This is a genomic window from Moraxella sp. E33BD, assembly GCF_041807865.1.
Taxonomy (GTDB): Bacteria; Pseudomonadota; Gammaproteobacteria; order Pseudomonadales; family Moraxellaceae; genus Moraxella; species Moraxella haemolytica.
Genome location: NZ_JBGTZD010000001.1, coordinates 133,424 through 158,042, shown reverse-complemented (window position 1 = coordinate 158,042; position 24,619 = coordinate 133,424). Strand labels below are relative to the sequence as shown.

21 protein-coding genes and 2 pseudogenes are annotated in these 24,619 nt (G+C 42.1%); 16 read left to right on the top strand and 7 right to left on the bottom strand.

The genetic code is table 11. The features are described from left to right. Nucleotides 1-24: 24 nt before the first annotated feature. On the bottom strand, nucleotides 25-651 hold the full coding sequence (locus tag ACERC6_RS00715; protein ID WP_373627337.1) for an inner membrane-spanning protein YciB: 627 nt from the start codon (nucleotides 649-651) through the stop codon (nucleotides 25-27). Between the two features lie 89 nt (nucleotides 652-740). Continuing rightward, a complete protein-coding gene (gene lon, locus ACERC6_RS00710; protein WP_373627336.1) occupies nucleotides 741-3,164 on the bottom strand; it encodes an endopeptidase La in 2,424 nt (807 codons plus the stop codon). A 270-nt stretch (nucleotides 3,165-3,434) separates the two neighbouring features. On the opposite strand from lon, the gene ACERC6_RS00705 reads away from it, so the two are divergent. Continuing rightward, nucleotides 3,435-4,757, top strand: coding sequence for a Na+/H+ antiporter family protein (locus ACERC6_RS00705; protein WP_284674428.1), 1,323 nt, complete (start codon nucleotides 3,435-3,437; stop codon nucleotides 4,755-4,757). Between the two features lie 151 nt (nucleotides 4,758-4,908). Here ACERC6_RS00705 and ACERC6_RS00700 read toward each other — a convergent pair whose 3' ends face one another. The 3 genes from ACERC6_RS00700 to ACERC6_RS00690 form a co-directional block, all read right to left on the bottom strand. After that, complete coding sequence (locus ACERC6_RS00700) at nucleotides 4,909-6,372, bottom strand: M16 family metallopeptidase (protein ID WP_373627334.1); 1,464 nt, start codon at nucleotides 6,370-6,372, stop codon at nucleotides 4,909-4,911. Between the two features lie 13 nt (nucleotides 6,373-6,385). Further along, the gene (locus ACERC6_RS00695) at nucleotides 6,386-7,816 is read right to left on the bottom strand and encodes a M16 family metallopeptidase (RefSeq protein WP_373627333.1); all 1,431 of its coding nucleotides are present in this window, start codon (nucleotides 7,814-7,816) and stop codon (nucleotides 6,386-6,388) included. Nucleotides 7,817-7,883: 67 nt separating this feature from the next. Further along, complete coding sequence (locus ACERC6_RS00690) at nucleotides 7,884-8,015, bottom strand: hypothetical protein (RefSeq protein WP_373627332.1); 132 nt, start codon at nucleotides 8,013-8,015, stop codon at nucleotides 7,884-7,886. Between the two features lie 299 nt (nucleotides 8,016-8,314). Between ACERC6_RS00690 and ACERC6_RS00685 the strand changes: the two genes are divergently transcribed. The 14 genes and pseudogenes from ACERC6_RS00685 (at nucleotide 8,315) to ACERC6_RS00620 (ending at nucleotide 21,172) form a co-directional block, all read left to right on the top strand. Next, on the top strand, nucleotides 8,315-8,515 hold the full coding sequence (locus tag ACERC6_RS00685; RefSeq protein ID WP_284674432.1) for a hypothetical protein: 201 nt from the start codon (nucleotides 8,315-8,317) through the stop codon (nucleotides 8,513-8,515). A gap of 63 nt (nucleotides 8,516-8,578) precedes the next feature. Then, the gene (ftsY, locus tag ACERC6_RS00680) at nucleotides 8,579-9,514 is read left to right on the top strand and encodes a signal recognition particle-docking protein FtsY (RefSeq protein WP_373627331.1); all 936 of its coding nucleotides are present in this window, start codon (nucleotides 8,579-8,581) and stop codon (nucleotides 9,512-9,514) included. A 156-nt stretch (nucleotides 9,515-9,670) separates the two neighbouring features. Further along, entirely contained in the window at nucleotides 9,671-10,225 is a 555-nt protein-coding gene (locus ACERC6_RS00675) for a methylated-DNA--[protein]-cysteine S-methyltransferase (protein WP_373627420.1), read from the top strand. 135 nt (nucleotides 10,226-10,360) lie between these two features. Further along, nucleotides 10,361-11,389, top strand: coding sequence for a quinone-dependent dihydroorotate dehydrogenase (locus ACERC6_RS00670; RefSeq protein WP_373627330.1), 1,029 nt, complete (start codon nucleotides 10,361-10,363; stop codon nucleotides 11,387-11,389). Next, nucleotides 11,386-11,916, top strand: coding sequence for a CvpA family protein (locus tag ACERC6_RS00665; RefSeq protein WP_373627328.1), 531 nt, complete (start codon nucleotides 11,386-11,388; stop codon nucleotides 11,914-11,916). The genes ACERC6_RS00670 and ACERC6_RS00665 overlap by 4 nt, the downstream gene beginning before the upstream one ends. Before the next feature lie 11 nt (nucleotides 11,917-11,927). Beyond that, a complete protein-coding gene (purF, locus tag ACERC6_RS00660) occupies nucleotides 11,928-13,451 on the top strand; it encodes an amidophosphoribosyltransferase (RefSeq protein ID WP_284674437.1) in 1,524 nt (507 codons plus the stop codon). Nucleotides 13,452-13,635: 184 nt separating this feature from the next. Further along, a complete protein-coding gene (locus ACERC6_RS00655; protein ID WP_373627327.1) occupies nucleotides 13,636-14,973 on the top strand; it encodes a lytic murein transglycosylase in 1,338 nt (445 codons plus the stop codon). A gap of 311 nt (nucleotides 14,974-15,284) precedes the next feature. Further along, nucleotides 15,285-16,391, top strand: a complete 1,107-nt coding sequence (gene pheA, locus ACERC6_RS00650) for a prephenate dehydratase (protein WP_284674439.1) — start codon at nucleotides 15,285-15,287, stop codon at nucleotides 16,389-16,391. Between the two features lie 74 nt (nucleotides 16,392-16,465). Further along, nucleotides 16,466-17,416 carry a prephenate dehydrogenase/arogenate dehydrogenase family protein gene (locus tag ACERC6_RS00645; protein WP_373627326.1) on the top strand — a complete coding sequence of 317 codons (951 nt, stop codon included), beginning with the start codon at nucleotides 16,466-16,468 and terminating at the stop codon, nucleotides 17,414-17,416. 34 nt (nucleotides 17,417-17,450) lie between these two features. Further along, nucleotides 17,451-18,104, top strand: a complete 654-nt coding sequence (locus tag ACERC6_RS00640) for a hypothetical protein (protein ID WP_373627325.1) — start codon at nucleotides 17,451-17,453, stop codon at nucleotides 18,102-18,104. Between the two features lie 57 nt (nucleotides 18,105-18,161). Further along, nucleotides 18,162-19,460: pseudogene (gene aroA / locus ACERC6_RS00635) on the top strand (3-phosphoshikimate 1-carboxyvinyltransferase); the annotation flags it as partial. 3 nt (nucleotides 19,461-19,463) lie between these two features. Beyond that, nucleotides 19,464-20,355 (top strand): annotated as a pseudogene (gene rarD, locus ACERC6_RS00630) (EamA family transporter RarD). Between the two features lie 20 nt (nucleotides 20,356-20,375). After that, nucleotides 20,376-20,729 carry a dihydroneopterin aldolase gene (folB, locus tag ACERC6_RS00625; protein WP_284674443.1) on the top strand — a complete coding sequence of 118 codons (354 nt, stop codon included), beginning with the start codon at nucleotides 20,376-20,378 and terminating at the stop codon, nucleotides 20,727-20,729. Then, nucleotides 20,726-21,172 (top strand): 2-amino-4-hydroxy-6-hydroxymethyldihydropteridine diphosphokinase, encoded by a 447-nt coding sequence (locus tag ACERC6_RS00620; protein ID WP_284674444.1) that lies wholly within the window; start codon nucleotides 20,726-20,728, stop codon nucleotides 21,170-21,172. The genes folB and ACERC6_RS00620 overlap by 4 nt, the downstream gene beginning before the upstream one ends. Before the next feature lie 29 nt (nucleotides 21,173-21,201). Here ACERC6_RS00620 and ACERC6_RS00615 read toward each other — a convergent pair whose 3' ends face one another. Next, nucleotides 21,202-22,284: a lipid A biosynthesis acyltransferase gene (locus tag ACERC6_RS00615; protein WP_373627323.1), complete on the bottom strand. Its 1,083-nt coding sequence runs from the start codon at nucleotides 22,282-22,284 to the stop codon at nucleotides 21,202-21,204. A gap of 17 nt (nucleotides 22,285-22,301) precedes the next feature. Next, nucleotides 22,302-24,257: an ATP-binding cassette domain-containing protein gene (locus ACERC6_RS00610; protein WP_373627418.1), complete on the bottom strand. Its 1,956-nt coding sequence runs from the start codon at nucleotides 24,255-24,257 to the stop codon at nucleotides 22,302-22,304. A 75-nt stretch (nucleotides 24,258-24,332) separates the two neighbouring features. On the opposite strand from ACERC6_RS00610, the gene ACERC6_RS00605 reads away from it, so the two are divergent. Continuing rightward, nucleotides 24,333-24,554: a SlyX family protein gene (locus tag ACERC6_RS00605; protein WP_284674446.1), complete on the top strand. Its 222-nt coding sequence runs from the start codon at nucleotides 24,333-24,335 to the stop codon at nucleotides 24,552-24,554. Nucleotides 24,555-24,619: the final 65 nt, after the last annotated feature.

Sequence of the window (24,619 nt, the reverse complement as noted above, 5' to 3'; positions counted from 1 at the left end):
ATGAGTTTTTGGTTATTAAAAACATTAATTTTTTGGTTGATTCTCGTCCAATATAAAATGCTTTCGTAATATCACAAACATACCCGCCATAAAACTCATCATCACGATGATGTCGCCAAAGGCAGTAAACTCACCCCAATACTCACCGTCCATAAATACAAAGGCAAAAAAGGCATGTAGTGTCGCCATCAAAGTAAATAATCCTGCCCATGCCAAGTTTAATTTTATCCATCCTTGTGCTGTTAGATCCAAAATTGGAGCAAAAAGTTTTTTGATAATGGGTTGTCTATTTTTATTAAATAACGGTGAAATGGCAAGACCAATGGCAAAAGCTAGGTTAATCAGCACTGCTTTTAATCGAATGTAGTAGTCATCACTCAAAGCAAGTGTTAGTCCACCAAAAACCACTGTCATGACCAGTACGAACCATTGCTGTTTTTCTAGGCGAAATTTTTGATTGATGAATAAATAGCCATATATCAATGCCGTTGCCAGCACCAAGCCTAATGTCCCAACCAGAATGTGATTATTATCCACGCCACCACTTATCCCAAAGATGGCAAGTAGGGGGTGGTTGGCATCTGCTTTATCGGTATTTTTGTAAAGCACATAAAAAATAATCAGCGGTAAAAAATCAAGCAAAGATTTCATGAGTACATTCAATAAAAAAAGATATAGTTTAAATGAAAAACCATAAAAATAAAACCCAAATTTTACTTTGGGCTTTATTTTTGATGGCTTTAGCTGCGTAAAGCCTGTTCTTCTGCTTTAACGGTTAGTGCTGGTTTTAAGGGCATGAGTGGGGCGACCAAAGCGACTTTTAGCACTTCGTCAATCGTCTCAACCGCTTGAATGGTTAAGCCTTCTTTGACATTATCAGGAATGTCGGTAAGGTCTGGCTCATTAGACTTAGGGATTAGTACATGTTTGATGCCACCACGATGAGCAGCAAGTAGTTTTTCCTTTAGTCCGCCAATTTTTAGCACTTTGCCACGCAATGTAACCTCACCTGTCATGGCGATATCCGCACGAATGGCAATGCCTGTAAAGGCGGATACTAAGGCAGTGGTGAGAGCGATACCTGCAGAAGGTCCGTCTTTAGGCGTCGCTCCTTCTGGCATATGCACATGAATATCAGTGTCTTTGAATTTTTCATAACTGATGCCAAAGCGTTCGCCACCTGCACGCACAACACTCATGGCAGCTCGGATGGATTCCTTCATGACATCGCCAAGCGACCCTGTAAAGACAAGCTCACCTTTGCCCTGCATGGTGGCGGTTTCAATCGTCAGTAGTTCACCGCCCACTGATGTCCACGCAAGCCCTGTAATTCGTCCAACTTCTGGCTCTTTTTCTGCCAAGCCAAAGTCAAAAGGCTTAACGCCCAAATAGTCAGCAATGTTATCGTCCGTTACAGACAATGACTCAATTTTTGTGCCTTTTTTGGGTTTGATGCCATAAGTTTCCACCTGTGAACGCACCGCTTTACGGCTAATTTTATTGATTTCACGCTCCAAATTACGCACGCCTGCTTCACGAGTATAGTAACGGATAATGCTAAGAACGGCATCATCAGTAATATCAAGCTCATCTTTGCCAAGCCCATTTTGTTCTAGAGCTTTTGGTGTTAGATAATTTTGGGCGATGTTCATTTTTTCGTCTTCGGTGTAGCCTGGCAGACGAATCACTTCCATGCGGTCAAGTAAGGCTGGAGGTATATTCATGCTGTTGGCAGTGCAGATGAACATCACTTCTGACAAATCCAAATCTAGGTCAAGATAATGATCGTTAAAGCTGTTATTTTGTGATGGGTCAAGCACTTCTAGTAGGGCGGACGCAGGGTCGCCACGATAATCTTGAGCCATTTTGTCAATCTCATCAAGCAAAAATAGCGGATTTTTAACTTCTACTTTTGCTAAAGATTGCACGATTTTTCCTGGCATCGCTCCAATATAGGTGCGTCTATGCCCACGAATTTCAGCTTCATCACGCACGCCACCTAATGCCATACGCACAAACTTGCGACCTGTAGAGCGAGCAATGCTCTCGCCCAAAGATGTCTTACCCACACCAGGAGGACCCACAAGGCATAGGATAGGACCACGCAATTTTTTGACACGAGACTGCACCGCTAGGTATTCTAAAATGCGATCTTTAACATCATCTAGCCCATAGTGGTCTTTATCTAGAATTTCTTTGGCTTTATTTAGATTAATAGAGACCTTGCTTGCCTTGTTCCATGGGGTATCTAGTATCCATTCAACATAGCCGCGCACAACGCTTGCCTCAGATGAGCTTGAAGGCATTTGTTTTAGTTTTTTAAATTCGGTTTCGGCTTTTTTGCGAACATCATCGGGCAAATCAGCTTCTTTTAGGCGTTTTTCAAGCTCTCCATCTTCGTCATCAGCACCGTCATTTAAATCGGACAGTTCTGACTTAATTGCTTTCATTTTTTCATTTAAAAAATACTCACGCTGGTTGTTTTCCATTTGCTTACGCACTGTGTCTTGCAGTTCGTTTTCTAGTGTGCGTTCGGCTTTATTGTTGGTAAAAAATTCAGTCAAGGCCACATAGTACGACATCATGTCGTCGTCTTCTAGAATGCTTTGTTTGGCTTCTAGCTTCATGGATACTCGAGTGGCGATGAAATAAATCAGCTCAAGCAGATTGTCAATGCGACTGGCTACTCGGATAATCTCACGAGCGTTGCGTAACGATGCCTCAGCATAATCACTAAAAAGCTCAAGCAAGACTGCATGATGTGCCTCGTGTTCATCATCGGACAGAGGATTGTCAATCAAGGCTTCATGAAAAGTAGCCATCAATGCCTCATCAATTTCATCAATCTGGGCACGATACAAACCTTCAATAAGTACCTTTAGGCAGCCGTCATCATTATCATGTGGCATGGTGCTGATGATGCGACAGACAGTGCCGTGCTTGTGCAGGTTATTAGTATCGATGTCTTCACTTAAGGAATCTTTTTGGGAGACAACCAAAATGTTGTCGCCAAAATCCTCTTGGGCGGTCTTGATGGCATGAATGGACTGTTCACGCCCCACAAAAAGGGCAATCTGCATATGTGGATAGACCACGACATCACGAACAGCAAGCAGGGGCAGGCTACTTGATTCAACTGAAAAATCTAGGGCTTCATCAGTCATGAAGTTCTCCTTTTTTGTTTATATTATTGTGTGGGCTATTTATGGTGGCAATATGACAAAAATGCAAGCAGAACCCATTTTTTTCTAAAAAAACTTGTCAGACAACTTGCTAAAGGCGGTTTTATTGGGTTTAAGATTGTCTTATTTGGTTAAGTTTTGCTGTCTATTGACAAAAAAGTGGTTGTACATGATTGATTGTTCGTTTTGGTTAAAATTTTGTATAAAATGAGTTATAATTGTGCAATCTTTTTTTAACTTAAGAAAATAATCATGAATGCAGTATTAGTCGCTATTGTCGTGATGGTTGGGTTGTCTTTAGCTCGAGTTCATGTCGTATTGAGTTTAATTATTGGAGCAATGATTGGCGGTCTTTTGGCGGGCCTGCCGATTGCCGACACTTTAAATGCTTTTCAAGAGGGCTTGAAAAATGGAGCACAGATTGCCTTATCTTATGCCATTTTGGGGGCATTTGCAATGGCGATTGCTCACTCGGGTGCACCCAAGTTGCTAGCAGATGGTATGATTTCTCATTTAAATAATGCAGGTGCAAGCCAAGCTGTCAAGTGGATGCTATTTGCCATCATTTTTGTGATGGCGATATTTAGTCAAAATTTAATTCCTATTCACATTGCATTCATTCTGTTGATTGTACCACCTTTGCTATTGTTATTAAATCGCTTGCAGACAGACAGACGGCTTGTTGCTTGTATTATTACCTTTGGTTTGGTAAATACTTATATGTTCATTCCTTACGGTTTTGGCGATATTTTTTTAAATCAAATCATCTTAAAAAATGTCAGCGACGCAGGCATGGATACGACAGGTGCATCCATCATGCAGATTATGGCAATTCCTGCGTTGGGTATGCTACTGGGTCTTTTGACGGCGATTTTTGTCAGTTATCGCAAGCCAAGAGTGTATCAGGACATACAGCCACAGAGTGCAAACGATGCCCCAAAAACACATAATAAATCAAGTCGCTACCGTGCCGTCATTGCTTTGGTTGCCATCATCATTGCATTCATGACCCATTTATATACAGATTCTTTACTCATCGGTTCGATTGCAGGTTTTGCAGTCTTCATGGCATCTGGTGTGGTCAGATGGCATGAGGCAGATGGTGTGTTTAATGATGGCATCAAAATGATGGCAATGATTGGATTTATCATGATTAGTGCTCAAGGCTTTGCTGAGGTAATGAAAGCAACAGGGCAAATTGATGTACTGGTTACAGGGGCGATGGAAGTTTTTGGAGATCACAAAGGTTTTGCTGCTTTGGTCATGCTTCTTATTGGACTTGTGGTAACACTGGGTATTGGCTCTTCATTTTCTACTGTGCCTATTTTGGCAGCTATTTATGTACCACTATGCTTGGCATTGGGATTTAGTATGCCTGCAACTGTTGCACTCATTGCGACGGCAGGGGTACTGGGCGATGCTGGTTCACCTGCTTCTGATTCTACGCTTGGTCCAACCATGGGTCTTAATATTGATGGGCAACATGACCACATCAAAGATACGGTCATCCCAACTTTCATTCACTACAATATCCCACTTATTATCTTTGGTTGGATAGCGGCGATGGTTTTGTAGTTTATTTGCAGTTATATTGTCATGATAACAAAAGTATCATTTAATGATTTTGTTATCTGTGGCTATAAACATCAAACAATAAAAAGACAGGGATGGCCTGTCTTTTTATTGTTTGATTGATTTTTATCATCAAAGTGATGGCTAAGGGTGTCTATTGATTATTGAGATTTGTTTTTAAGACATCGGATAGGTCTGGCTTGTCTTGACCGACTGTTACGATGATAAAGTCATCAGGGCGAATGGTCTGCCTTAGGGCTTGATTGACATCATCTAGGCTTGCCTGCTTGATTCGGTCAATCTCGCCATTGGCATAAATATCAGGCAAACCATGTATGTTCATTGTGGTAGCTAGGGCGTGTATGCTAGCATTACTGGCAAAACTCATGGGGTGTTGGTAGGTATGCTGATTGGCAACCAAGTTAAGCTCGTCCGATAAAATACCATTCGTGATGGCATCATCAATCACCGCTCGAGTTGCTTTGATGGCATCTTTTGCCTGACTGGCGTTGGTTGAGAAGCTGATTTGATAATGACCAGCAACATTCATGGCGACATTTCGCCCATAGATGCCATAGGTATAGCCTCGCTTTTCTCGTATCTCATCCATGAGGCGTGCATTAAAGCTACCGCCTGCTAATGCAGTATTTGCCAATGAAAAATGTGTCTTTTGCAAGAAGTCTGCTTGTGTTCGAGCCACTTTTGGTGCCAAATGCCCCATGATGATGCTTGTCTGTGTGCTGTCATGTGGCACATGAATGTGTTTGGCAGTTGCTTTGGTGGGTGAGGGTAGCATTGGTGCTTTTTGACCACTTGGCAAAGATGCACCGATTTGATTGGCGATATTTTTTGCTTCCGCTTGGCTAAGATTGCCTGTGATGGTGATGACGGCATTTTGAGCAATCAAAAATTTATCTCTAAAATTTCTGATGTCATTAACTGACAATGTCTTTACTGTCTGGATATCGCCTGTGGTGAGTGTGGCATACGGATGGTCTTGGTATAGTGCCTGCTGATATGCACGAGCGGCAAGATAGCTTGGGTTTTGTTCGTGTTGTTTTAGACTGCTGATGAGCTCAGATTTTTCACGCTCAAGAGTGGAGGCATCAAATTTTGGCTGACTGAGCATTTTTTGTAATAAACTGAGTGCATCATATAAAGTCTTATTTTGATTTAAGCTACGCAAAGAGATTCCTAAGGTGTCTTTGGTAGCACCTGCATTTAGGTGAATACCAAGCCTGTCTTTTGCCAATAAAAATGCTTCTTCGTCAAGTTCTCCTGCCCCTTTGGTCAACAGATTGGCGGTCATGTTTGCTACGCCTAAAGCATCGGTACGCACCTGCCTATCAAATGCTGAACCTGCCTGAAAATCAACGCTGATATCAACCATTGGCAATCCATCAAGCTGTGTAAAAATAACAGGTATGCCACCATCAGTAGTAAATCGCTCAAACTTAGGCAGGGTGAATTGTTTTTCTTGTACTTGTTTTAGGCTATCAAGTACGGGTAGTGGCTTGCTAAAGTCAATGCGTTCGGCATTTTGGTGTTCGTTGGCATGAGCTGTACCCATGATGCTAATGAGTAGCGATAGCCAAAGGGAGGATAGTCGTTGAGTCATGATGTATTCCTAGTTATTTATTGTCTGCTGATGGCGTATTGTCGGTTTTGGGTAGTATGTACATGCTAGTCAAATTATCTTTAGTGAGATAGTGCCTTGCTGTTTTTTGAATATCTTGAGGGCTGATGGCTTTTATTTCATCAGGTAGTTTGTCATAACTGTCAACAGGTAGCCCCATATTCACCAAACCGCCTATCATCTGTGCCTGAGTGCTAATGCTATCTTGTGTAAAGGTTAGAGCAGAGATGAGAGAGGTGCTAATACGCTGCATTTCATCATCGGTAATTGGCGTATTTTTGGCATTCTCTATGACTTGCAAAATGGCGTTTTCGGCATCTTGTAGCGATACACTATGAGCGGGTACGCCTTCAATAAAAAATAGTCCATCGCCCATCTCATAGGAATCATAAGATACAGAAATGCGACTAAACAGCTGTTTTTCACGCACAAGCACACGCTCAAAATAACTAGACATATCGCCATCTAGTATGTATTGAAACAAGGATAGGGCATAAGTGGTGGTCTTATCGCTGGTGGTGAGTGTTGGCACATTAAATGCCATCATCAGGCTTGGTACTTTGACCGATTGATGTGTGATGGCATGGCGATAGCCTTGATGACTGGCTTGCCTTGGTAGTTTTCTTTGGGGTATGTTGGCAGGTTTTTTGTTGCCAAAATATCGCTTGGCAGCTGTTACCACCTCATCATGACTAACATCTCCTACGACAACAAGCGTAGCATTATTTGGGGCGTAATAAGTGTCATACCAATTTTGTAAATCTTGGGTTGTTAGATTGTCAATATCCTGCATACTGCCGATAACAGGGCGTGATTTTGGGCTGTCTGGCTGACTAAGTTTGGAGAATTCTTCATAAGCTTTTGATAGGGGGTTGTCATCAACACGCAAGCGTCGCTCTTCTTTGATGACCTCTTTTTCGGTGGCAACCTCTTCATCTTTTAGGTGCAGATCTCTCATGCGAAAAGCTTCCATTTGCATGGCAAGGGGATAGTAGCTAGCAGGAAATAACTCATAATATGCTGTGTGCGTATTGCTAGTAAAGGCGTTGTTTTGACCGCCAAACTCAGCAATCAAGCGGTTATAATCCGTGCGTTTTAGGTGGGCATTGTCCTTGAACATCATATGCTCCAAAAAATGCGACATACCACCTTTGCCAATCGGCTCATCATCCGAGCCGACCTTGTACCATACTTGTGTCATGGCGATGGGAGAGCGGCGATCGGTCTTGGTAACGATGGTTAGTCCGTTGGTTAGCACACTTTGTTCATATGGATGGGTTTGGCGAACATTGTCGGTGGTAACTTTGATTTGACTTGATTGCTCAGTTAGCTGGGGTAGGCTTTGACAGGCGGTCAGCAGAGCACTGATTGCCATGACAATAGGGAGCTTGTTAATGATGGGTGTTTTTGAGATTATTGGTGTCATTGGTCTTATGCCTTTTTTTGTTTAAATGGTTTGGTTTTGTTGGCTACAGTTGAAAGGGTCAGGTCAATTAAAGACCTGTTCCAACCATGACGCTTGCGGTGGGTTTGATGGCAATGCCGTTGGGCGACTGACAAGCACTAAGTAGGCTGATGACAGTTGTTAGCATGATGATAGAAATGGTGTGATTGCGATATTTCATCATAGTTTCCTTGCATTTGAATAAAAGAATAAATAAGTAAATAACGGTCAAATTTACAGTCATGCCAAATGAATCATTTCGCACATGAGATATGGCCGTGCTTGAAATACAGTTCATTTGTCCTTATGTAGTGGCTTTAGCATTATAAATAAAAGCAAATACTCTTGCTAGTAAAACTTACATATCACAAACAGTTTGTCATGATAAAACAAGGTAATGATAAGTTGCACATGGCTTACGGTTATCCTAAGTTGTGATGTGACTAAGTTGTGCTATAATAATGAACAATAGGTAATAACATGAAAGACATCAAAAATACCATTCATCAATCCGATGCCAATCTTAAAGAGTCATCTGATGAGTTAAAAGAGCTTGATGAATTCGTACCACTGACCACACAGCCATCATTGGCTGAGAATGAAGATGATGCACGCCATGAGGTCATTGGTAACGACAATCAGCAAAAAGAGGTGGTTGTACCCATCATGCCATTGGTATAATATAGTATTCTTTTTATTTCCTGAATGCTTGAATAATAAACAAAAATAAACAGTGAGTAACTCATGAGCGAAAAACAAGGCTGGTTTAGCCGCATGAAGCAAGGACTGTCCAAGTCTAGCAAAAACCTAACAGAGGGGCTGATGACTGCTTTGGTTGGTGGTAAAGAGATTGATGATGAACTCTTAGAAGAGGTGGAAGATCAATTACTTGTTGCTGATATTGGCGTTGATGCAACCAATCGCATCATCAAGAGCTTGACCGAACAAACCGCTCGTGGCGATTTGATTTATTCGCATTCGCTATATAAAGCCCTAAAAAAAGAGTTGGTGGAGATTCTTACTCCTAAGGTTGAGCCACTGGTTATAGATACCACCAAAAAACCTTTTGTTATCTTAATGGTAGGTGTTAATGGCGTGGGTAAGACCACCACCATCGGCAAACTTGCCAAACGACTACAAGCAGAGGGTAAATCTGTCATGCTTGCTGCAGGCGATACTTTTCGTGCAGCCGCCACCGAACAACTACAAATTTGGGGTGAAAGAAATGACATTCCTGTGGTAGCACAAGGTCATGGAGCGGATAGTGCATCGGTTGTTTTTGATGCCATGCAGTCGGCTCGTGCAAAGGGTATTGATGTGTTGATTGCCGATACAGCAGGGCGATTGCAGAATAAAACACATCTGATGAACGAGCTTGAAAAGGTTGTTCGTGTCATGAAAAAAGCCGATGAAACAGCCCCGCATGAAACGATGATTGTTCTAGATGCTGGCACGGGTCAAAACGCCATCAATCAAGTGCAGATTTTCTCTGAAGTTGTACCGCTATCAGGCATCAGTATTACTAAGCTAGATGGTACAGCAAAAGGTGGGGTAGTCTTTAATGTCGCCCAAAACACCAATGTGCCTATTCGCTATATTGGCGTGGGCGAAGGAATTGATGATTTGCAATCATTTGATCCAAATGAGTTTGTTGAAGCATTATTTGATGAAGAAAAATAAATTAAAATACCGTAGAATAATGATTTTACGGTATTTTTTTATGATTTGAATGCTTGATAAGGTGTTTGGTTTTTATTTATCAGATGGTTGTTGGCTGTTTAAGGCAGTGGTTAATTGTTTATGTATGTTACAATCGGTTAGGATAAATATATGGCTATCATTAGCACGCATTACACACCACCACATCAGTTGCCCACCATCAGCTTAACCATCAAAGATGGTAGGCTTGTTTTACTAGATTGGTATGATGGCAAGACGCAATGCCTGCTTGCTAAGGTGGGTGAGAGTAGCCTTTGGGTTGGGCATAACTTTCTAGATGCTTTTGATTTAGACCAAGCAGTCGCTTTGATGACAATCAATCAACTGGATGAGTATTTTGCAGGACGCCGTACAGTCTTTGATATACCACTGGATTTGTCTTATGGCACGGCATTTGAACAGTCAGTTTGGCAGGCTTTGCAAGCTGTAGAATATGGCACAACCATCAGTTATGCCACGCTTGCTCAAAACATCAACAAGCCTACTGCCTATCGTGCTTGTGCTAATGCTAATGGCAAAAACCCCATCAGTATTGTCGTGCCATGCCACAGAGTCATCGCATCAGATGGTGGTATTGGTGGTTATACAGGTGGGGTTCACATCAAAAGAACATTACTGGATTTGGAATGTCGCACAATGGCACAGCACAAGGGTGCAATGAGCGGTTACTAATTTGAATTGGAGTGAATTGACAACTCTTTATCTTTTATTCACAAAGTTCATGAAAAGCTATATCGCAGACGGTGTAGCTGTGTTATAATTAAACGATTTTTCTTTTTACTTATCTGATTTAGGGAGTTTGTCTTTATGTCGTATGCACTACTTCGCCCGCTCTTATTTAATATGGAGCCAGAGCATGCACATGAACTTACCCTAAGTATGCTGGATAAGGCCTATCATGCAGGTCTGCTTGGTTTTGGCTATTCCAAGCAGGCACTACCTACCACTTGCATGGGGGTAAAGCTACTTAATCCTGTGGGATTGGCGGCAGGACTAGATAAGAATGGCTCGCACATTGATGCTTTAAGTGAGTTGGGTTTTGGCTTTTTAGAGATTGGTACGGTAACGCCACGACCACAGTCGGGCAATGACAAACCAAGATTATTTCGCATTCAGCGAGCAGGGGCGATTATCAATCGCATGGGCTTTAATAACGATGGCGTCGATAAGATGATTCAAAACATAGAGCGATCCAAATATCAAGGCGTACTTGGTATCAACATCGGCAAAAATGCCATCACTCCTGTTGAAAACGCCTTAGATGATTATGTTTACTGCCTTGAGAGAGTCTATCCTTATGCCAGTTACATCACCATCAATATCTCAAGTCCTAACACCAAAAACCTGCGAAGTCTGCAAGGTGGCGACGCTTTATCTGCTCTGTTAGATGGCATCAAAACTTGCCATACACGCTTGGCGAATAATTACGGTTTTTATGTACCACTTGCTCTAAAAATAGCCCCTGATTTAGACGAATATCAAGTTGATGAGATTGCTCATACGGTACTATCATTTGACATAGATGGTCTGATTGCTACCAACACAACGCTGTCTCGTGTGGGTGTGGAAGACTATAAATATGCTGATGAGTCAGGTGGGTTGTCGGGTCGTCCTGTGAGTCATATCAGCACAAAAATCCTATCCATGTTTCATGACCGTCTGTCGGATAAGGTGGATTTGATTGGTGTGGGTGGCATTGACGAAGGAGAGCTTGCCGCCAAAAAAATCAGAGCAGGAGCAAAAGCTGTGCAGATTTTCTCTGGAATAATTTATAGAGGCCCTGCATTGGTGGGCGACTGCGTACAAGCGATTGCAAACCATCAGGACCGCACATGAATGGACTGATAGAGTCAATGACTTTCATTGACATTGTCATCTTATTTGTGGTGCTTTTAGATATGTGGCGTGGCTTTGGGGCTGGATTTGTTAAGTCGGTAGTCTCTTTGGTGTCTTGGTTTTTGGCATTAGTGATTGCATCACGCACCGCCAAAGACATTGCCCCCATGCTAAATATCTTGACAGACAATACCGTCTTACAAATTGCAGCTGCATTCTTACTGGTGGTATTGGTGGTCATTGCCATGACGCACGCAGTTGCACTCATGCTAAACAGCATCACCAAAAGCCTGCATTTAGGCTCTGTTAACCGTATCTTAGGTGGCGTGCTTGGCATTATAACAGGCGTTCTAAAAGTATTGGTCATTCTTAGTGTTACATCGCCACTATTGTCTTACCTGCCAAATTGGCAAGATTCTATTTTGGCACAAAATCTACTGCCATTAGCTCCGATTGCCACAGAACTCTTAAAAGAAGTGCTGGGCGAAGCATGGCAACAAATTCAAAATCCTTATCAATCATCTTAATGGAGTGAACTATGTGTGGTGTAATTGGCATTGTGGCACATGAGCCTGTTAATCAGATGTTATACGATGGTCTAACCATGCTTCAGCACCGTGGGCAGGATGCAGCAGGTATTGTTACCTTAAAAGATGGTCGTTTATATCTACGCAAAGACAATGGCATGGTTCGAGATGTGTTTTTAAACAAACACATGGTGCGTTTGGTGGGTAATTTTGGCATCGGTCATGTGCGTTACCCAACTGCAGGTACATCAAGCACTGCTGAGGCTCAGCCACTGTATGTGAATTCGCCTTATGGCATCGCTTTGGCACATAATGGCAACTTAACCAATGCTGATACGCTTGCCAAAGAGCTATTTGAAAATGACCACCGCCATTTAAATACTGGTTCAGATTCTGAAGTTCTTTTAAATATTTTTGCTAATGAATTGCAAAAATCCACCAAGACCAATCTTGCTCCAAATGATATTTTTGAGGCATTACAAGCCGTCTATCAACGCTGTGAAGGTGCTTATGGTGTGGTAGCAATTATTGCAGGGCATGGGCTATTGGCGTTTCGAGACCCAAATGGCATTCGTCCGCTCGTTTATGGTCAAAGAATTGGCGAAAAAGGGGTGGAGTATGTTGTGGCATCTGAGTCGGTCGCCATTCAGGCACTGGGTTTTGAGATGGTGCGTGATGTTGCCCCTGGTGAGGCAATTTTTATTGATTTAGAGCATAATCTACACACCAAGCAGTGCATTAAAGATGTCAAACATACCCCTTGTATTTTTGAGTATGTGTATTTTGCTCGTCCTGATTCTATCATTGATAATATATCGGTGCATAAGGCTCGTATGCGTATGGGCGAAAAACTCGCCCAAAAAATCATTCGTGAGTGGGGTGAAGATCACGGCATTGATGTGGTAATCCCTATCCCTGACACCTCACGCAACTCAGCTCTTGAGCTTGCCACACACCTAAATGTCAAATATCGTGAAGGTTTTAATAAAAATCGCTATATTGGGCGGACCTTTATCATGCCTGGTCAAGGACAGCGTAAAAAAAGCGTCCGACAAAAGCTAAACGCCATTCCACTTGAATTTAAAAATAAAAATGTTCTATTGGTGGATGATTCTATTGTGCGTGGTACAACTTGCCATGAAATTGTTCAGATGGCACGAGATGCAGGTGCTAAAAATGTGTTCTTTGCCTCTGCTGCCCCTGAGGTTAAATTCCCCAATGTTTATGGCATTGATATGCCGTCTCGTAGTGAGTTAATTTCATCAGGTCGTAGCGTCCAAGAAGTCTGCAAGATTATTGGTGCTGATCGTTTGATTTTCCAAGACTTAGATGATTTGATTGAGGCGGTAAACAATACAAAATATAGCAGCGTCAATGAATTTGATTGCTCAGTCTTTGATGGTAACTATGTTGCAGGCGGTATTGATGAAGCTTATCTAAATGCCCTACAAAATAGACGCAATGATGCTGCCAAGAATACAAGCGTTGCCATTGTTGAGACGCCTGTTGATATCACTGGTATCGCTGATGACTAACTGATGTTGTAACCGTTTGTGTGATAAATTAGGTCGTTGTTTTGCGACTTATTCTATGAGCTGGTGTTCATGGTGTTTTATCATTTCAAACTTACTGGTCTTAGCCAAGAATAACCAAAAAATTATTCGACATTTTTTTGATTGTGCGTTAAAGTAGCCCCTTTTTAGTATTTGTGGTAATCTTATGAACTTTAATAAGCCATTATTTATCGTCTCAGCACTAAGCATGGCAGTGTTATCCGCTTGTACCAGTACCACTCCTGTTAAACCACCCATTCAGGTGGTGGGTGCCAATACCCCCACACCAAAGCCAGTGATTGTGCAGACGCCAGTCATACAACCACAAATCAAACCACCTGTGCAGATTCAACAAGTCAAACCACCTGTGCAGATTCAACAAGCACAACAGCACTATGCCAGCTTTGATGAATGGAAACAAGATTTTATCGCACGCACCATCAATCAAGGCTATCAGGCAGATCAAGTCTATGCTTTGATGAATGGTGCTAGCCTAAATCAACGAGTGATTGATCTGGACCGCTCACAGGCAGAATTTACAAAAATGCCTTGGGAGTATGTGAATGCTGCGACATCAACAGGTCGTATCAAACAAGGTCGTGCCAAGATTGCCCAGTACCCAATAACCTTTAATAATGCTGAGTCCAACTATGGCGTACCAAAAGAAATCGTCGCTGCCATTTGGGGTATGGAGTCATCTTTTGGTGCAGGCATGGGCAACATGGATTTGGTGAATGCCTTATCAACTTTGGCGTATGATGGTCGCCGCCGAGAGTTTGCTGAAAGTCAGCTGATTGCCATGCTTGTTATGGTGAATCGTGGCGATGCTAATATCCCACAACTTAAGGGTTCTTGGGCAGGTGGCATGGGGCATACCCAATTTATCCCAAGTACATGGATTAAAGAAGGTGTCGATGGTAATCAAGACGGTCAAATCAGCCCTTGGGGTATTGGGGATTCACTAAATTCAACCGCAAGCTATCTAAAAAATTCAGGCTGGATATCGGGTCTGATGCCTTATTATGAAGTATCTATACCTAGTGGGTTTAATCATCAGCTCCTAGATACAAAGCAAAGTTTGGATGCGTGGCGACAAGCAGGATTAATCTCAATGACAGATGAGTACTTAGGCGGTCAGGCAATGGCTGAACTATGGCTACCTGCGGGGATACATGGTCCTGCATTGCTATTGACCCAAAACTTCAATGTCATTCGAACATACAACAACTCATCAAGTTATGCTCTGGCAGTATCACTACTTGCCAGACGCATCGGTGGTGGTAGTGGCTTGGTAGCATCATGGCCAACCCATGAAGAGCCGTTGTCTCGTACGCAGATTCAAGCCTTACAAAGAACCTTAACTGCACAAGGTTTTGACACAGGGGGTGTTGATGGTGTTGCAGGGGCAAATACCCGCCGAGCATTTGCTCGCTGGCAGGCAGTCAACGGGCAAATCCCTGACGGCTTTATTAGCCAAGATAGTGCCTACAGTCTGATTTGGTAATCACTAATGGCTATCCTACGGCCATCAGTGATTACATATAAAAAACCAAGCCATCTATATCGCTTGGTTTTTTATATGGGTAATCTTTAGGTTATTAAAAAATCATTAAATCCATATGGGATTGTGCCTTGATAATATCAAGCCAAACAAACCGATGTCTTTATGCTATTGATGTGTTATTTTTAATCACCTTGTTTAATCATAAAATCGCCATCAATAAAAAAATTTTATGCTTTTTTGGTTAATAATTCTCAAAAATCATGGTATTATTACCAATATTTCATTGACTACTTTAATCTCAAGGAATCGTCATGACAGATAATAACACTTCTTTAGATGCCAGCAAAATCAAAGATTTGCGTCATAAGATTGATGGTATTGACGAGCAAATTCAATCACTAATCAATGAGCGTGCTACCATTGCTCAAGAGGTCGCCCGTGCCAAAAAAGACCACGAAAACCATCCAATCTTTTATCGTCCAGAACGAGAAGCTCAAGTCCTAAAAGCAGTCATGGCTCGTAACACAGGTCCATTGTCTGGCGAAAAAATGGCACGCTTATTTCGTGAGATTATGTCTGTCTGTCTAGAGCTTGAAGCCCCTCAAAAAGTCGCTTTCTTGGGTCCTATTGGCACATTTACGCACGCTGCCGCATTAAAACATTTTGGTAAAGCAGCCACTACCGTACCGCTTGCAACCATCACAGATGTGTTCCGTGAGGTTGAATCTGGTGCTGCCATGTATGGCGTTGTGCCTGTTGAGAACTCATCAGAAGGCGTGGTAAATCACACCTTAGATGCGTTTTTGGGTTCAAGCCTTAGAATCATTGGTGAAGTGGAGATGCCTATTCATCATAACTTCTTGGTGGCAGAACACACCAAAGTTGATAGTCTAAGTCGCATTTATGCTCATCAGCAAACCCTTGCACAATGTCGCCATTGGCTTGATGTCAATTTTCCAAATGTGGAGCGAGTGGCGGTATCATCAAATGGCGAAGCAGCCAAACGCTTACAGCACGAATGGCACTCTGCCGCCATTGCAGGTGATGTGGCAGTGGCAGAATATGGCTTACATAAGCTGTACGAAAATATTGAGGACAATCCTAATAACACCACCAGATTTCTCATCATTGGTCATGAAGCGGTATCGCCAAGCGGTCAAGATAAGACTTCCATCGTGGTATCAAGCCCAGACCGTGCAGGTGCTTTGATTGAGATTTTAGAACCACTCAAAAAGCATGGCGTATCCATGACCAGTATTGAGACTCGCCCAGAGCGTCCAAATAAGTGGGCTTATGTCTTCTTCATTGACATGAATGGTCATATCAATGAGGATAATGTACAGTCCGCCATTGATGAGATTGCCAAGATTACAAAAGATGTGCGAGTACTTGGTTCATACCCAAAAGCAGTACTGTAATTTTTGCAAATAATTTGTTGATTGGGCTTTTTATGTAAAAGCCCAATATTCACAGTTAGCTTAAGGCAAAAATCATGACCGCTCAACATCACCTTGACCATACACCAGTTTTCTTTCAAAAAACCGCCTTTATTGGGCTTGGTTTAATTGGAGCAAGCCTTGCTCAAAGTATGCTTGATAGGCATCTGACCAAAGAAATTGTGGCGTGCGATAACAATCTAGATACACTAAATATTGCCAAAGAAGTCGGTTTGATTGAACATGGTTCAAATAACTTGACCGATATTTTGCCTGATTGTGATTTGGTGATTATTTGTGTGCCTGTGCAGGCGGTGTTACCAATCTTTGAAACCTTAGCCAAAGCAAGGCTTGCAGGTATCCTATCCGCTGATTGTATCATCAGCGATGTGTGTAGTACTAAAGTGAATGTCGTGAATGCCTGTCAGATGGTGGAGCAAAAGTTTGGGGTCAATCTTAACTTTATTCCCGCCCATCCGATTGCAGGGGCGGAGCATTCAGGCGTGCTGTCTCGTCAGTCAGATTTATTTGTCAATCATGAGCTGATCATCTGCAAAAACCATGCTGATGATAAATATTTGCGTGCAATCAAAGCTCTATGGCAGGGCGTGGGAGCAAGAGTTAGCCTAATGACGGCAGATAAGCACGATACAATTTTAAGCTTAACCAGCCATTTGCCCCATTTATTATCTTATGCTTTGACTTATCAACTTGCTAAAGATGATGAAAATTTAAATATTTTTCGCTATGCAGCAGGTGGTTTTCGGGATTTTAGTCGCATTTCGGCAAGCTCGCCGATTATGTGGCACGACATATTTTTGGCAAATAAAGAAGCGGTATTAAAGGGATTGGATAATTATCAAGCGATTTTAGATGAATTAAAATCTGCCATTGAAAATGACAATTCTGATGAATTATTAAACACTTTTGAAACAGCAAAAAACGCCAGAGATTATTTTGGGCGGTTGTTGGTGGAAAAAGAGAAGTTGAACAATTCAAACAATTAACCATTTGATTTTTTGCTTATGAAAAAAAACAAAAATGAAAGCCGTTCGCTATAAAAAAGTTCGTGGTAAAAATAGAATTTTACGCCATATAGATGACTGGGCAACCTGCAATCGTCATTTGAATTTGGATTATTTACAAAAACACCAAAGAGACTATGTTAAATTTTGGGTCAAGCCATTTTCAAATTTACATATTGGCAATAGCATTTATCCAGAACCTTATGGGGAATTTAAAGAAAGACTGCTTCGTGGATTGTTTGACATTTATCAATCTTGGAGAAGGCAATTAGACAGCCTAAATAAGCCTTATTATTTAAAAATTTGGCTGTTTGAAAAACATATTTCACGCTCACAAGTGGTGTGTGCTATTGATGATTATTTGTATTTTTATGATAATGCTTTTGAGTTTATTGATAAGCCAAATCTTAATCAATTAAGAAAGTTGTGCGATGGATATTTTGATGATTTTGAACAATTAAATTGGCAAAAAGGCATTGATACACAATATATTGAAAATACTTATTTAGATTTATTGACTGATACGACAAGTCAAGAATTTAAAGAGACTGAAAAATGGTTTAATCAAATCAAAGAGCAGGCTTATTCTATTTATTATATCCAAAATCCAACGGATGAATTACAATTTTATTATTTGTTGGAAAATGATAAAGTTTGGATTGGTGGATAATTCTTTATAATCAAACTAGGAATCCCTATGAAATACAAACTCACCCCAAGCGATGCCTTTACAGGCACGCACAAAGTCGCCCCTGACAAATCCATCTCGCACCGCTCAATTATGTTTGGCTCACTGGCAAATGGCGTAACAAAAGTCAGCAACTTTTTGGAAGGTGAAGACGCCTTATCTACCTTGCAAGCCTTTGCCGATATGGGCGTCAAGATAGAGCGAGATGGCGATAAGGTAACGATTTATGGCGTGGGTATCAATGGGCTTAAAGCCCCCAAAAAGCCCCTAGATATGGGTAATTCTGGCACAAGTATGCGATTGCTCTCTGGGATTTTGTCCGCCCAAAATTTTGATAGCACCTTGATTGGCGATGAAAGCCTTAGCAAGCGACCGATGGAGCGAGTGGCAAAACCCCTGCGACAAATGGGAGCAAAGATAGCCACAACAGGCGAGCGTGGCACACCACCACTAACAATCACAGGCGGTCAAAAGCTGGGTGCCATACGCTATGAAATGCCAATGGCGTCCGCCCAAGTCAAATCATGCCTAATGTTGGCAGGGCTTTGGGCAGATGGCGAGACAGTGGTCATAGAGCCTGAAATTACCCGAGACCATAGTGAGCGTATGCTAAGAGCGTTTGGCTATGAAGTCAAAGTAACGCCCCTTGAACAAGGCAACGAAATCCGCCTAACAGGGGGTGGACAATTAACCGCCTGTGATATTGAAGTGCCTGCGGACATCTCGGCGTCGGCGTTTTTTATGGTGGCGGCGGCAATTGCCAAGACTGGTGATGTTATCTTGCCTAAAGTAGGCATCAATCCTACTCGTACTGGCGTTATTGATATTTTACGCTTAATGGGTGCGGACATACAGCTTGCCAATCAAACACTTGTCGGTGGCGAGCCTGTGGCGGATATCATCATTAAATCCAGCAAACTACAGGGTATTGAAATTCCTTTGCACCTTGTGCCACTTGCTATTGATGAATTTCCTGTGCTGTTTGTGGCGGCTGCTTGTGCTACTGGTAAGACCATTTTGCGTGGGGCGGCAGAACTGCGTGTCAAAGAGTCTGACCGCATACAAGTGATGGCGGACGGCTTGGCGACTTTGGGCGTGGATTGTACGGTGCTTGATGATGGCATTGAGATTGTTGGGCGTGGCGAGCGTGAATGTGTGTTTGGTGGTGGGCAGATTAAAAGCCATCACGACCATCGCATTGCGATGAGTTTTGCGGTGGCAAGCCTTAGGGCATCTGATGAGATTGTCATTGAAGGAACTCAGACGGTGGCAACCAGTTTTCCGAATTTTGCCAAACTGGTGCAAGAAGCAGGGCTTAATTTGCAAGTGATTAGTTAATCCATGAATAACGCCACAAAACCTACCATAGCTACAACTCCAAAAGGGCTGATGACGGCTATTTTGGCGTTTTTGATATGGGGGAATTTTCCTTTTTATTTTAAACTGCTTGATGGCTACCATGCTGTTGAAGTGATTGTTCATCGAGTGGTTTGGACTTTTGTTGTATTGAGTTTTGTTATTATCATTGGCAAAAGGGTGGCTTGGCTTACTCAAATTCGCCAAAACCCAAAATGGCTTGGTCTGACTTTCGTGTCGGCTCTTTTGATTGGTACGAACTGGCTTACCTATGTGTGGGCAGTGGCAAATGATAGGGTGTTGGAGGCAAGTCTTGGTTATTTCATCAATCCTTTAATGGGTGTTGGTTTATCGCTCATTTTCTTTAAAGAACGCCTAAGACCTTTACAAAAAATCGCTGTCGTCCTTGCTGTGCTTGCCGTTGGCATTCAAATGGTTTTATTTGGTGGTGTGCCATGGGTGAGTTTGATTTTGGCATTATCTTTTGCGTTTTATGGGGTATTGCAACGCCAAACGCCTTTTAATGCCATTGATGGTCTGTTTATTGAGACGGCTTTATTGTTGCCGTTATGTTTAATTTGGCTTGGTGGGGCGAATGTCGTTAGTGCAAAATTGGCGTTTTGGTTGTCTGGCGAGGTATGGCTACTTTCTTTGGCAGGTCCAATTACTTTAATGCCACTTTTGTTGTATAATCAATCTGCTAAATTGGTAAGTTTTAATACTTTATCATTTTTGGGTTATTTGACGCCAAGCATTGTGTTTATGATTGCTGTGTTTTATTATCATGAGCCGATGAATTTAGAGCACCTGGCTGTCTTTGATTTGGCTTGGGCTTTTGGTGTATAGCATGGATATGCTTAGTCATAGAAATTCTTAACCTATTTTATGGAAAATTCAATGAATGACATAGTTTTTATACAGGGCTTAAAAATTGATACGGTCGTTGGGGTGTATGATTGGGAGCAAGCCATCAAGCAGAGCTTGGTGATTGATGCGAAGATTAACTGCGACATTAGCCAAGCTACCGTTACAGATGATGTGATGTATGCCATCAATTATAAAACGGTGTGTGAAGATATTGAGCGTATCTGTCATGAGATGAAAGCCAAATTGCTCGAATCGCTCGCTGAGACTATCTGTCAACATATCTTAAAGAGCTATCCTTGTTCTAGCATTAGCCTAACCATACACAAACCTAACGCCATCAAACATGCCCATAGTGTCGGTGTTAGTATCACTCGTAGCAAATGAAGACTTTGGTTATTGGTGATTTATCTACATTCACCCAAATGGTGTCGGTCGTGGTCATTGCGATGGGAAGTAATCATAATCCCAAGTTCTCTTTTGACACCGCTTTTATCGCCTTAAATGAACTTGGTTCTGTGCAGTATTCATCTGTGGTGGTGGGGCAGGACTTTACAAGAAGAACGACCGATGAGTATCACAATGCTTGTGCTGTGCTAAACCTAAACTACTCTCAAGCGTTTGGCGATATTTACCACAGAATAAAACAAATTGAGTGCTTGTGTGGTCGCTGTGTGAATGGTCCGCTTGTGCCGATGGATTTGGATATTTTGGCGGTGTCTGATGGTGAAAAATGGCTGGTTAGCCAAAAAAGACTGCCTTTTAAGGCACATGAACGGGCGGGACTTGATGAAGTGGCGGCATTTCTTTTAAACATAAAAGATAAATAAAAAGCGGATTGGTATTATCCGCTTTTTATTTATCTTTTATTGATTGGGTGATTGGTTTGGTCGTAGTAATTGCTTCCATCTGTTTGTGTCTTGAATCTTCTGTGAAACCACATCCATTGCGTGATGTCCTTTTTGATACCACTTTCCATGATGTTGTTAATACGCTGTGCGTCCGCTAGCTCGTCATCGCTTGGGTAATGATCAATCACAGGCGATAGGCTGATGTGATAATGCGGTCGCTTGCCTGCAGGAAGGGTGTCGGGGGTTTGGCGTATCATGTCAAAGGCGATGAATACAGGGGGATTTTTTTTATTCATGCCAATAAATCGCCTTTGGGCAGTAATGGTGGCTGCCGGCACTCCAAAAAAAGTCGCCATCACGCCATGCCCCAGACCAAAATCTTGGTCTGGGCTATACCAAATCACCTTACCATCTTTAATTCTTGTAATCAGCTTTTTCATATCACGACTGCTGATTTGTTCATCAAAAATATGACGGCGACCGTTATAGATAAACCACTCCAATAGCGGATTATTTTGTTTGCGGTACAGACAATCTGCAGGGAAAAACTGGGTACAAAGCCTGCCACCCAAATCAAGTGTGGTAAAATGCCCACCCAATAATATAACCGCCTTATCTGACTTTTGGGCATTGACTAGATGTTGTAAGCCAGAAATGCTAAAAGTGCGTTTAAAAACATTGGGGCGAAACCATGCGTTTAGGGTTTCAAAAATGCCAATGCCCTGATTGACAAAAACCTGTTTGGCGATGAATATTTTTTCATCATCGGATTTATAGGGAAATGCTAAAGTTAAATTGGTTAGTGTGTCATTTACTCGCCTTGGGATTAGGCGATAGGCTAGCTTCCCAACACCCCGCCCAATGGCAAATTGCATTCGTAAGGGCAGATATAAAAGTGGTAAAAACATCGCTAAGGCAAGCCAGATTCCCCAATATTTGGGATGCAAAAACACCCACCGCCAAGAGGCTTTATCTGCCATACTGGTTTGTTTGTGCGTGGTGGTTAAATCAGGCATTTTTTTTATGTTGATTTGTTGGGTGTTATGATTGCCAGAATGACAATCATGCCCACAGCAGTTTTGCTTACTCATTTATTCTCCCCCAACTCTTATTTTCCCAGACTCTCCAGCTCGTCCCATCGTTCCAACTTCGCCATCAGCAGGTCGTCAATCTCCCCCAATCTTTCGCTGTATTGGGTGGCTAATGACAAATCGGAGATGAACAATGAACCATCAGCAAGCGTTTCGTTCAATTCGTTTTGTTCTTGTTCAAGCTGTGCGATTTCATTGGGTAGGCTTTCTAATTCTCGCTGTTCTTTGTAGGACAGTTTGCGTTTTTGGGTGTTTGCCGAATTGATGGCATTGCTTGTTGGTGGGTTTTTGGCTTTGGGTTTTTCTTGTTCCAACTTTTCGGTTTTTGGCTTCAAGGAGTGTTTATCAGCTCGTTGTTTTTGTAGTAGGTAATCTTGATAGCCACCCACATATTCTGTTATCACGCCGTTGCCATCTTTATCTGTATCAAATACCCATGTTTGGGTAACCACATTATCCATGAATGCACGGTCATGACTGATCAGCAAAATCGTCCCTTCAAAACCAGCCACATACTCTTCTAAAAGCTCTAAAGTTGCCATATCAAGGTCGTTGGTTGGTTTATCTAGCACCAATACATTGGCAGGCCTTAGTAGGTTTTTGGCAAGCAATGCTCGGGCTTTTTCGCCCCCTGATAGGGCTTTAACAGGTGTTCTGGCACGGTTGGGTGTAAATAAGAAGTCTTGCAAATAGCCCAAAATATGTGTTTTTCTCCCACCAACTTCTACATGGTCAGAGCCTTGTCCCACATTCTCAGCAACTGATTTTTCACCATCTAATTGGTCTTTTAGCTGATCAAAAAACGATATGGATAAATTTGTTCCTAATTTGACCGAACCATTGATTTTGGCACTCTCATCAAGCCCCAAAATGGTACGAATGAGAGTTGTTTTTCCTACGCCATTTTGTCCAATGATGCCCACTTTATCGCCACGCATCAGTAGGGTTGAAAAGTCTTTCACCAACACTTTGCCATCATATTCTAAGGTTAAGTTCTTGACTTCGCAGACAATTTTTCCTGATTTTTCGGCGGTATTTTGGGTAAGTGAAACATTGCCCACGACATCACGGCGGGCTTTTCGCTCTTCTCGTAACTGCTTTAAGGCCCGTACTCGCCCTTCGTTACGAGTTCTGCGAGCTTTAATGCCTTGTCTTATCCAAACTTCTTCTGCAGCCAGTTTTTTGTCAAATTCTTCAAAGGATTTGGCTTCGCTAGCAAGCTCTAGCTCCTTTAATTCTTGGTAACGGTCGTATCCGCCCACGCCCTGCAACACATCATAGCTAGATAATTTTCCCCTGTCTAGTTCAACAATGCGAGTGGCAAGATTATCAACAAATTTGCGGTCGTGCGTGATGAATAGTACGGTCAAATTTTGACTGAGTAAATAGCTCTCAAGCCAGTCAATACTCTCTACATCAAGATGGTTGGTTGGTTCATCAAGCAGTAACACATCAGGCTTAACTACCAATGCCCGAGCCAACAGCACTCGTCTTTTGCGACCACCTGACAACTCAGAAAGGCGGTCGGTGGGGTTTAGCCCCATGTTATCAAGTAAAGTGCGAGCATTTCGCTCCAAATCCCAGCCGTGTAGTGCGTCAATCTCGTGTTGCAAGTGTGCCATGTCTTCACAGGCTTTCATATCGCCCATGCCACAGCTTTCGGATAGGGCGTGATAGGAGTTGAGTAAATTCGCCACTTTCTCATCGCCGTTCATCACCACATCAAGCAAAGTACCATCATCATTTGGCACATCTTGGGCAAGCATGGAGATACGCACGCCATCAGCAATGATAATCTCGCCATCATCAGGGGTTTGAGTGCCATTGATGAGTTTTAATAGTGTGGACTTGCCCTCGCCATTTCGTCCAATCAGACATACCCGCTCGCCTGCATCAATGCTAAAATTGATACGGTCTAAAATAGGTGAGACACCAAAGGCAACACAGAGATTTTTAAGGTGGATGAGTATCATAATAGTCGGTTCGGTGTTAAAATAAGACAAATTATAGCAAACTTTTGATTTAATTTTGAATTTTGGAAAAAATAAATGACAGATGTATATGCTCAAATGATTGATCTGCAAATCAAACTTGCCTACCTAGAAAGTACGGTAGAGACATTAAATGAAGTTATTGTTACTCAAGATCGCAAGCTAAAGGACTTGCAAGATCAGCTAAAACTCATTTATCGGCATCTACAAAATCAATATGATGACGATGGGGGTATTGCTCCGTTTGATTTGCTTGCTGACAAACCCCCACACTATTGATATTAATTGAAATAATAAAAAATCATAAAATGTACACCAAGTGAGAAAATGACTTAAATTTATCT

Coding starts and splice junctions, on each gene's coding strand:
- ACERC6_RS00715 (WP_373627337.1), bottom strand. CDS start 651: ATGAAATCTTTGCTTGATTTTTTACCGCTGATTATTTTTTATGTGCTT.
- lon (WP_373627336.1), bottom strand. CDS start 3,164: ATGACTGATGAAGCCCTAGATTTTTCAGTTGAATCAAGTAGCCTGCCC.
- ACERC6_RS00705 (WP_284674428.1), top strand. CDS start 3,435: ATGAATGCAGTATTAGTCGCTATTGTCGTGATGGTTGGGTTGTCTTTA.
- ACERC6_RS00700 (WP_373627334.1), bottom strand. CDS start 6,372: ATGACTCAACGACTATCCTCCCTTTGGCTATCGCTACTCATTAGCATC.
- ACERC6_RS00695 (WP_373627333.1), bottom strand. CDS start 7,816: ATGACACCAATAATCTCAAAAACACCCATCATTAACAAGCTCCCTATT.
- ACERC6_RS00690 (WP_373627332.1), bottom strand. CDS start 8,015: ATGAAATATCGCAATCACACCATTTCTATCATCATGCTAACAACTGTC.
- ACERC6_RS00685 (WP_284674432.1), top strand. CDS start 8,315: ATGAAAGACATCAAAAATACCATTCATCAATCCGATGCCAATCTTAAA.
- ftsY (WP_373627331.1), top strand. CDS start 8,579: ATGAGCGAAAAACAAGGCTGGTTTAGCCGCATGAAGCAAGGACTGTCC.
- ACERC6_RS00670 (WP_373627330.1), top strand. CDS start 10,361: ATGTCGTATGCACTACTTCGCCCGCTCTTATTTAATATGGAGCCAGAG.
- ACERC6_RS00665 (WP_373627328.1), top strand. CDS start 11,386: ATGAATGGACTGATAGAGTCAATGACTTTCATTGACATTGTCATCTTA.
- purF (WP_284674437.1), top strand. CDS start 11,928: ATGTGTGGTGTAATTGGCATTGTGGCACATGAGCCTGTTAATCAGATG.
- ACERC6_RS00655 (WP_373627327.1), top strand. CDS start 13,636: ATGAACTTTAATAAGCCATTATTTATCGTCTCAGCACTAAGCATGGCA.
- pheA (WP_284674439.1), top strand. CDS start 15,285: ATGACAGATAATAACACTTCTTTAGATGCCAGCAAAATCAAAGATTTG.
- ACERC6_RS00645 (WP_373627326.1), top strand. CDS start 16,466: ATGACCGCTCAACATCACCTTGACCATACACCAGTTTTCTTTCAAAAA.
- ACERC6_RS00640 (WP_373627325.1), top strand. CDS start 17,451: ATGAAAGCCGTTCGCTATAAAAAAGTTCGTGGTAAAAATAGAATTTTA.
- folB (WP_284674443.1), top strand. CDS start 20,376: ATGAATGACATAGTTTTTATACAGGGCTTAAAAATTGATACGGTCGTT.
- ACERC6_RS00620 (WP_284674444.1), top strand. CDS start 20,726: ATGAAGACTTTGGTTATTGGTGATTTATCTACATTCACCCAAATGGTG.
- ACERC6_RS00615 (WP_373627323.1), bottom strand. CDS start 22,284: ATGAGTAAGCAAAACTGCTGTGGGCATGATTGTCATTCTGGCAATCAT.
- ACERC6_RS00610 (WP_373627418.1), bottom strand. CDS start 24,257: ATGATACTCATCCACCTTAAAAATCTCTGTGTTGCCTTTGGTGTCTCA.
- ACERC6_RS00605 (WP_284674446.1), top strand. CDS start 24,333: ATGACAGATGTATATGCTCAAATGATTGATCTGCAAATCAAACTTGCC.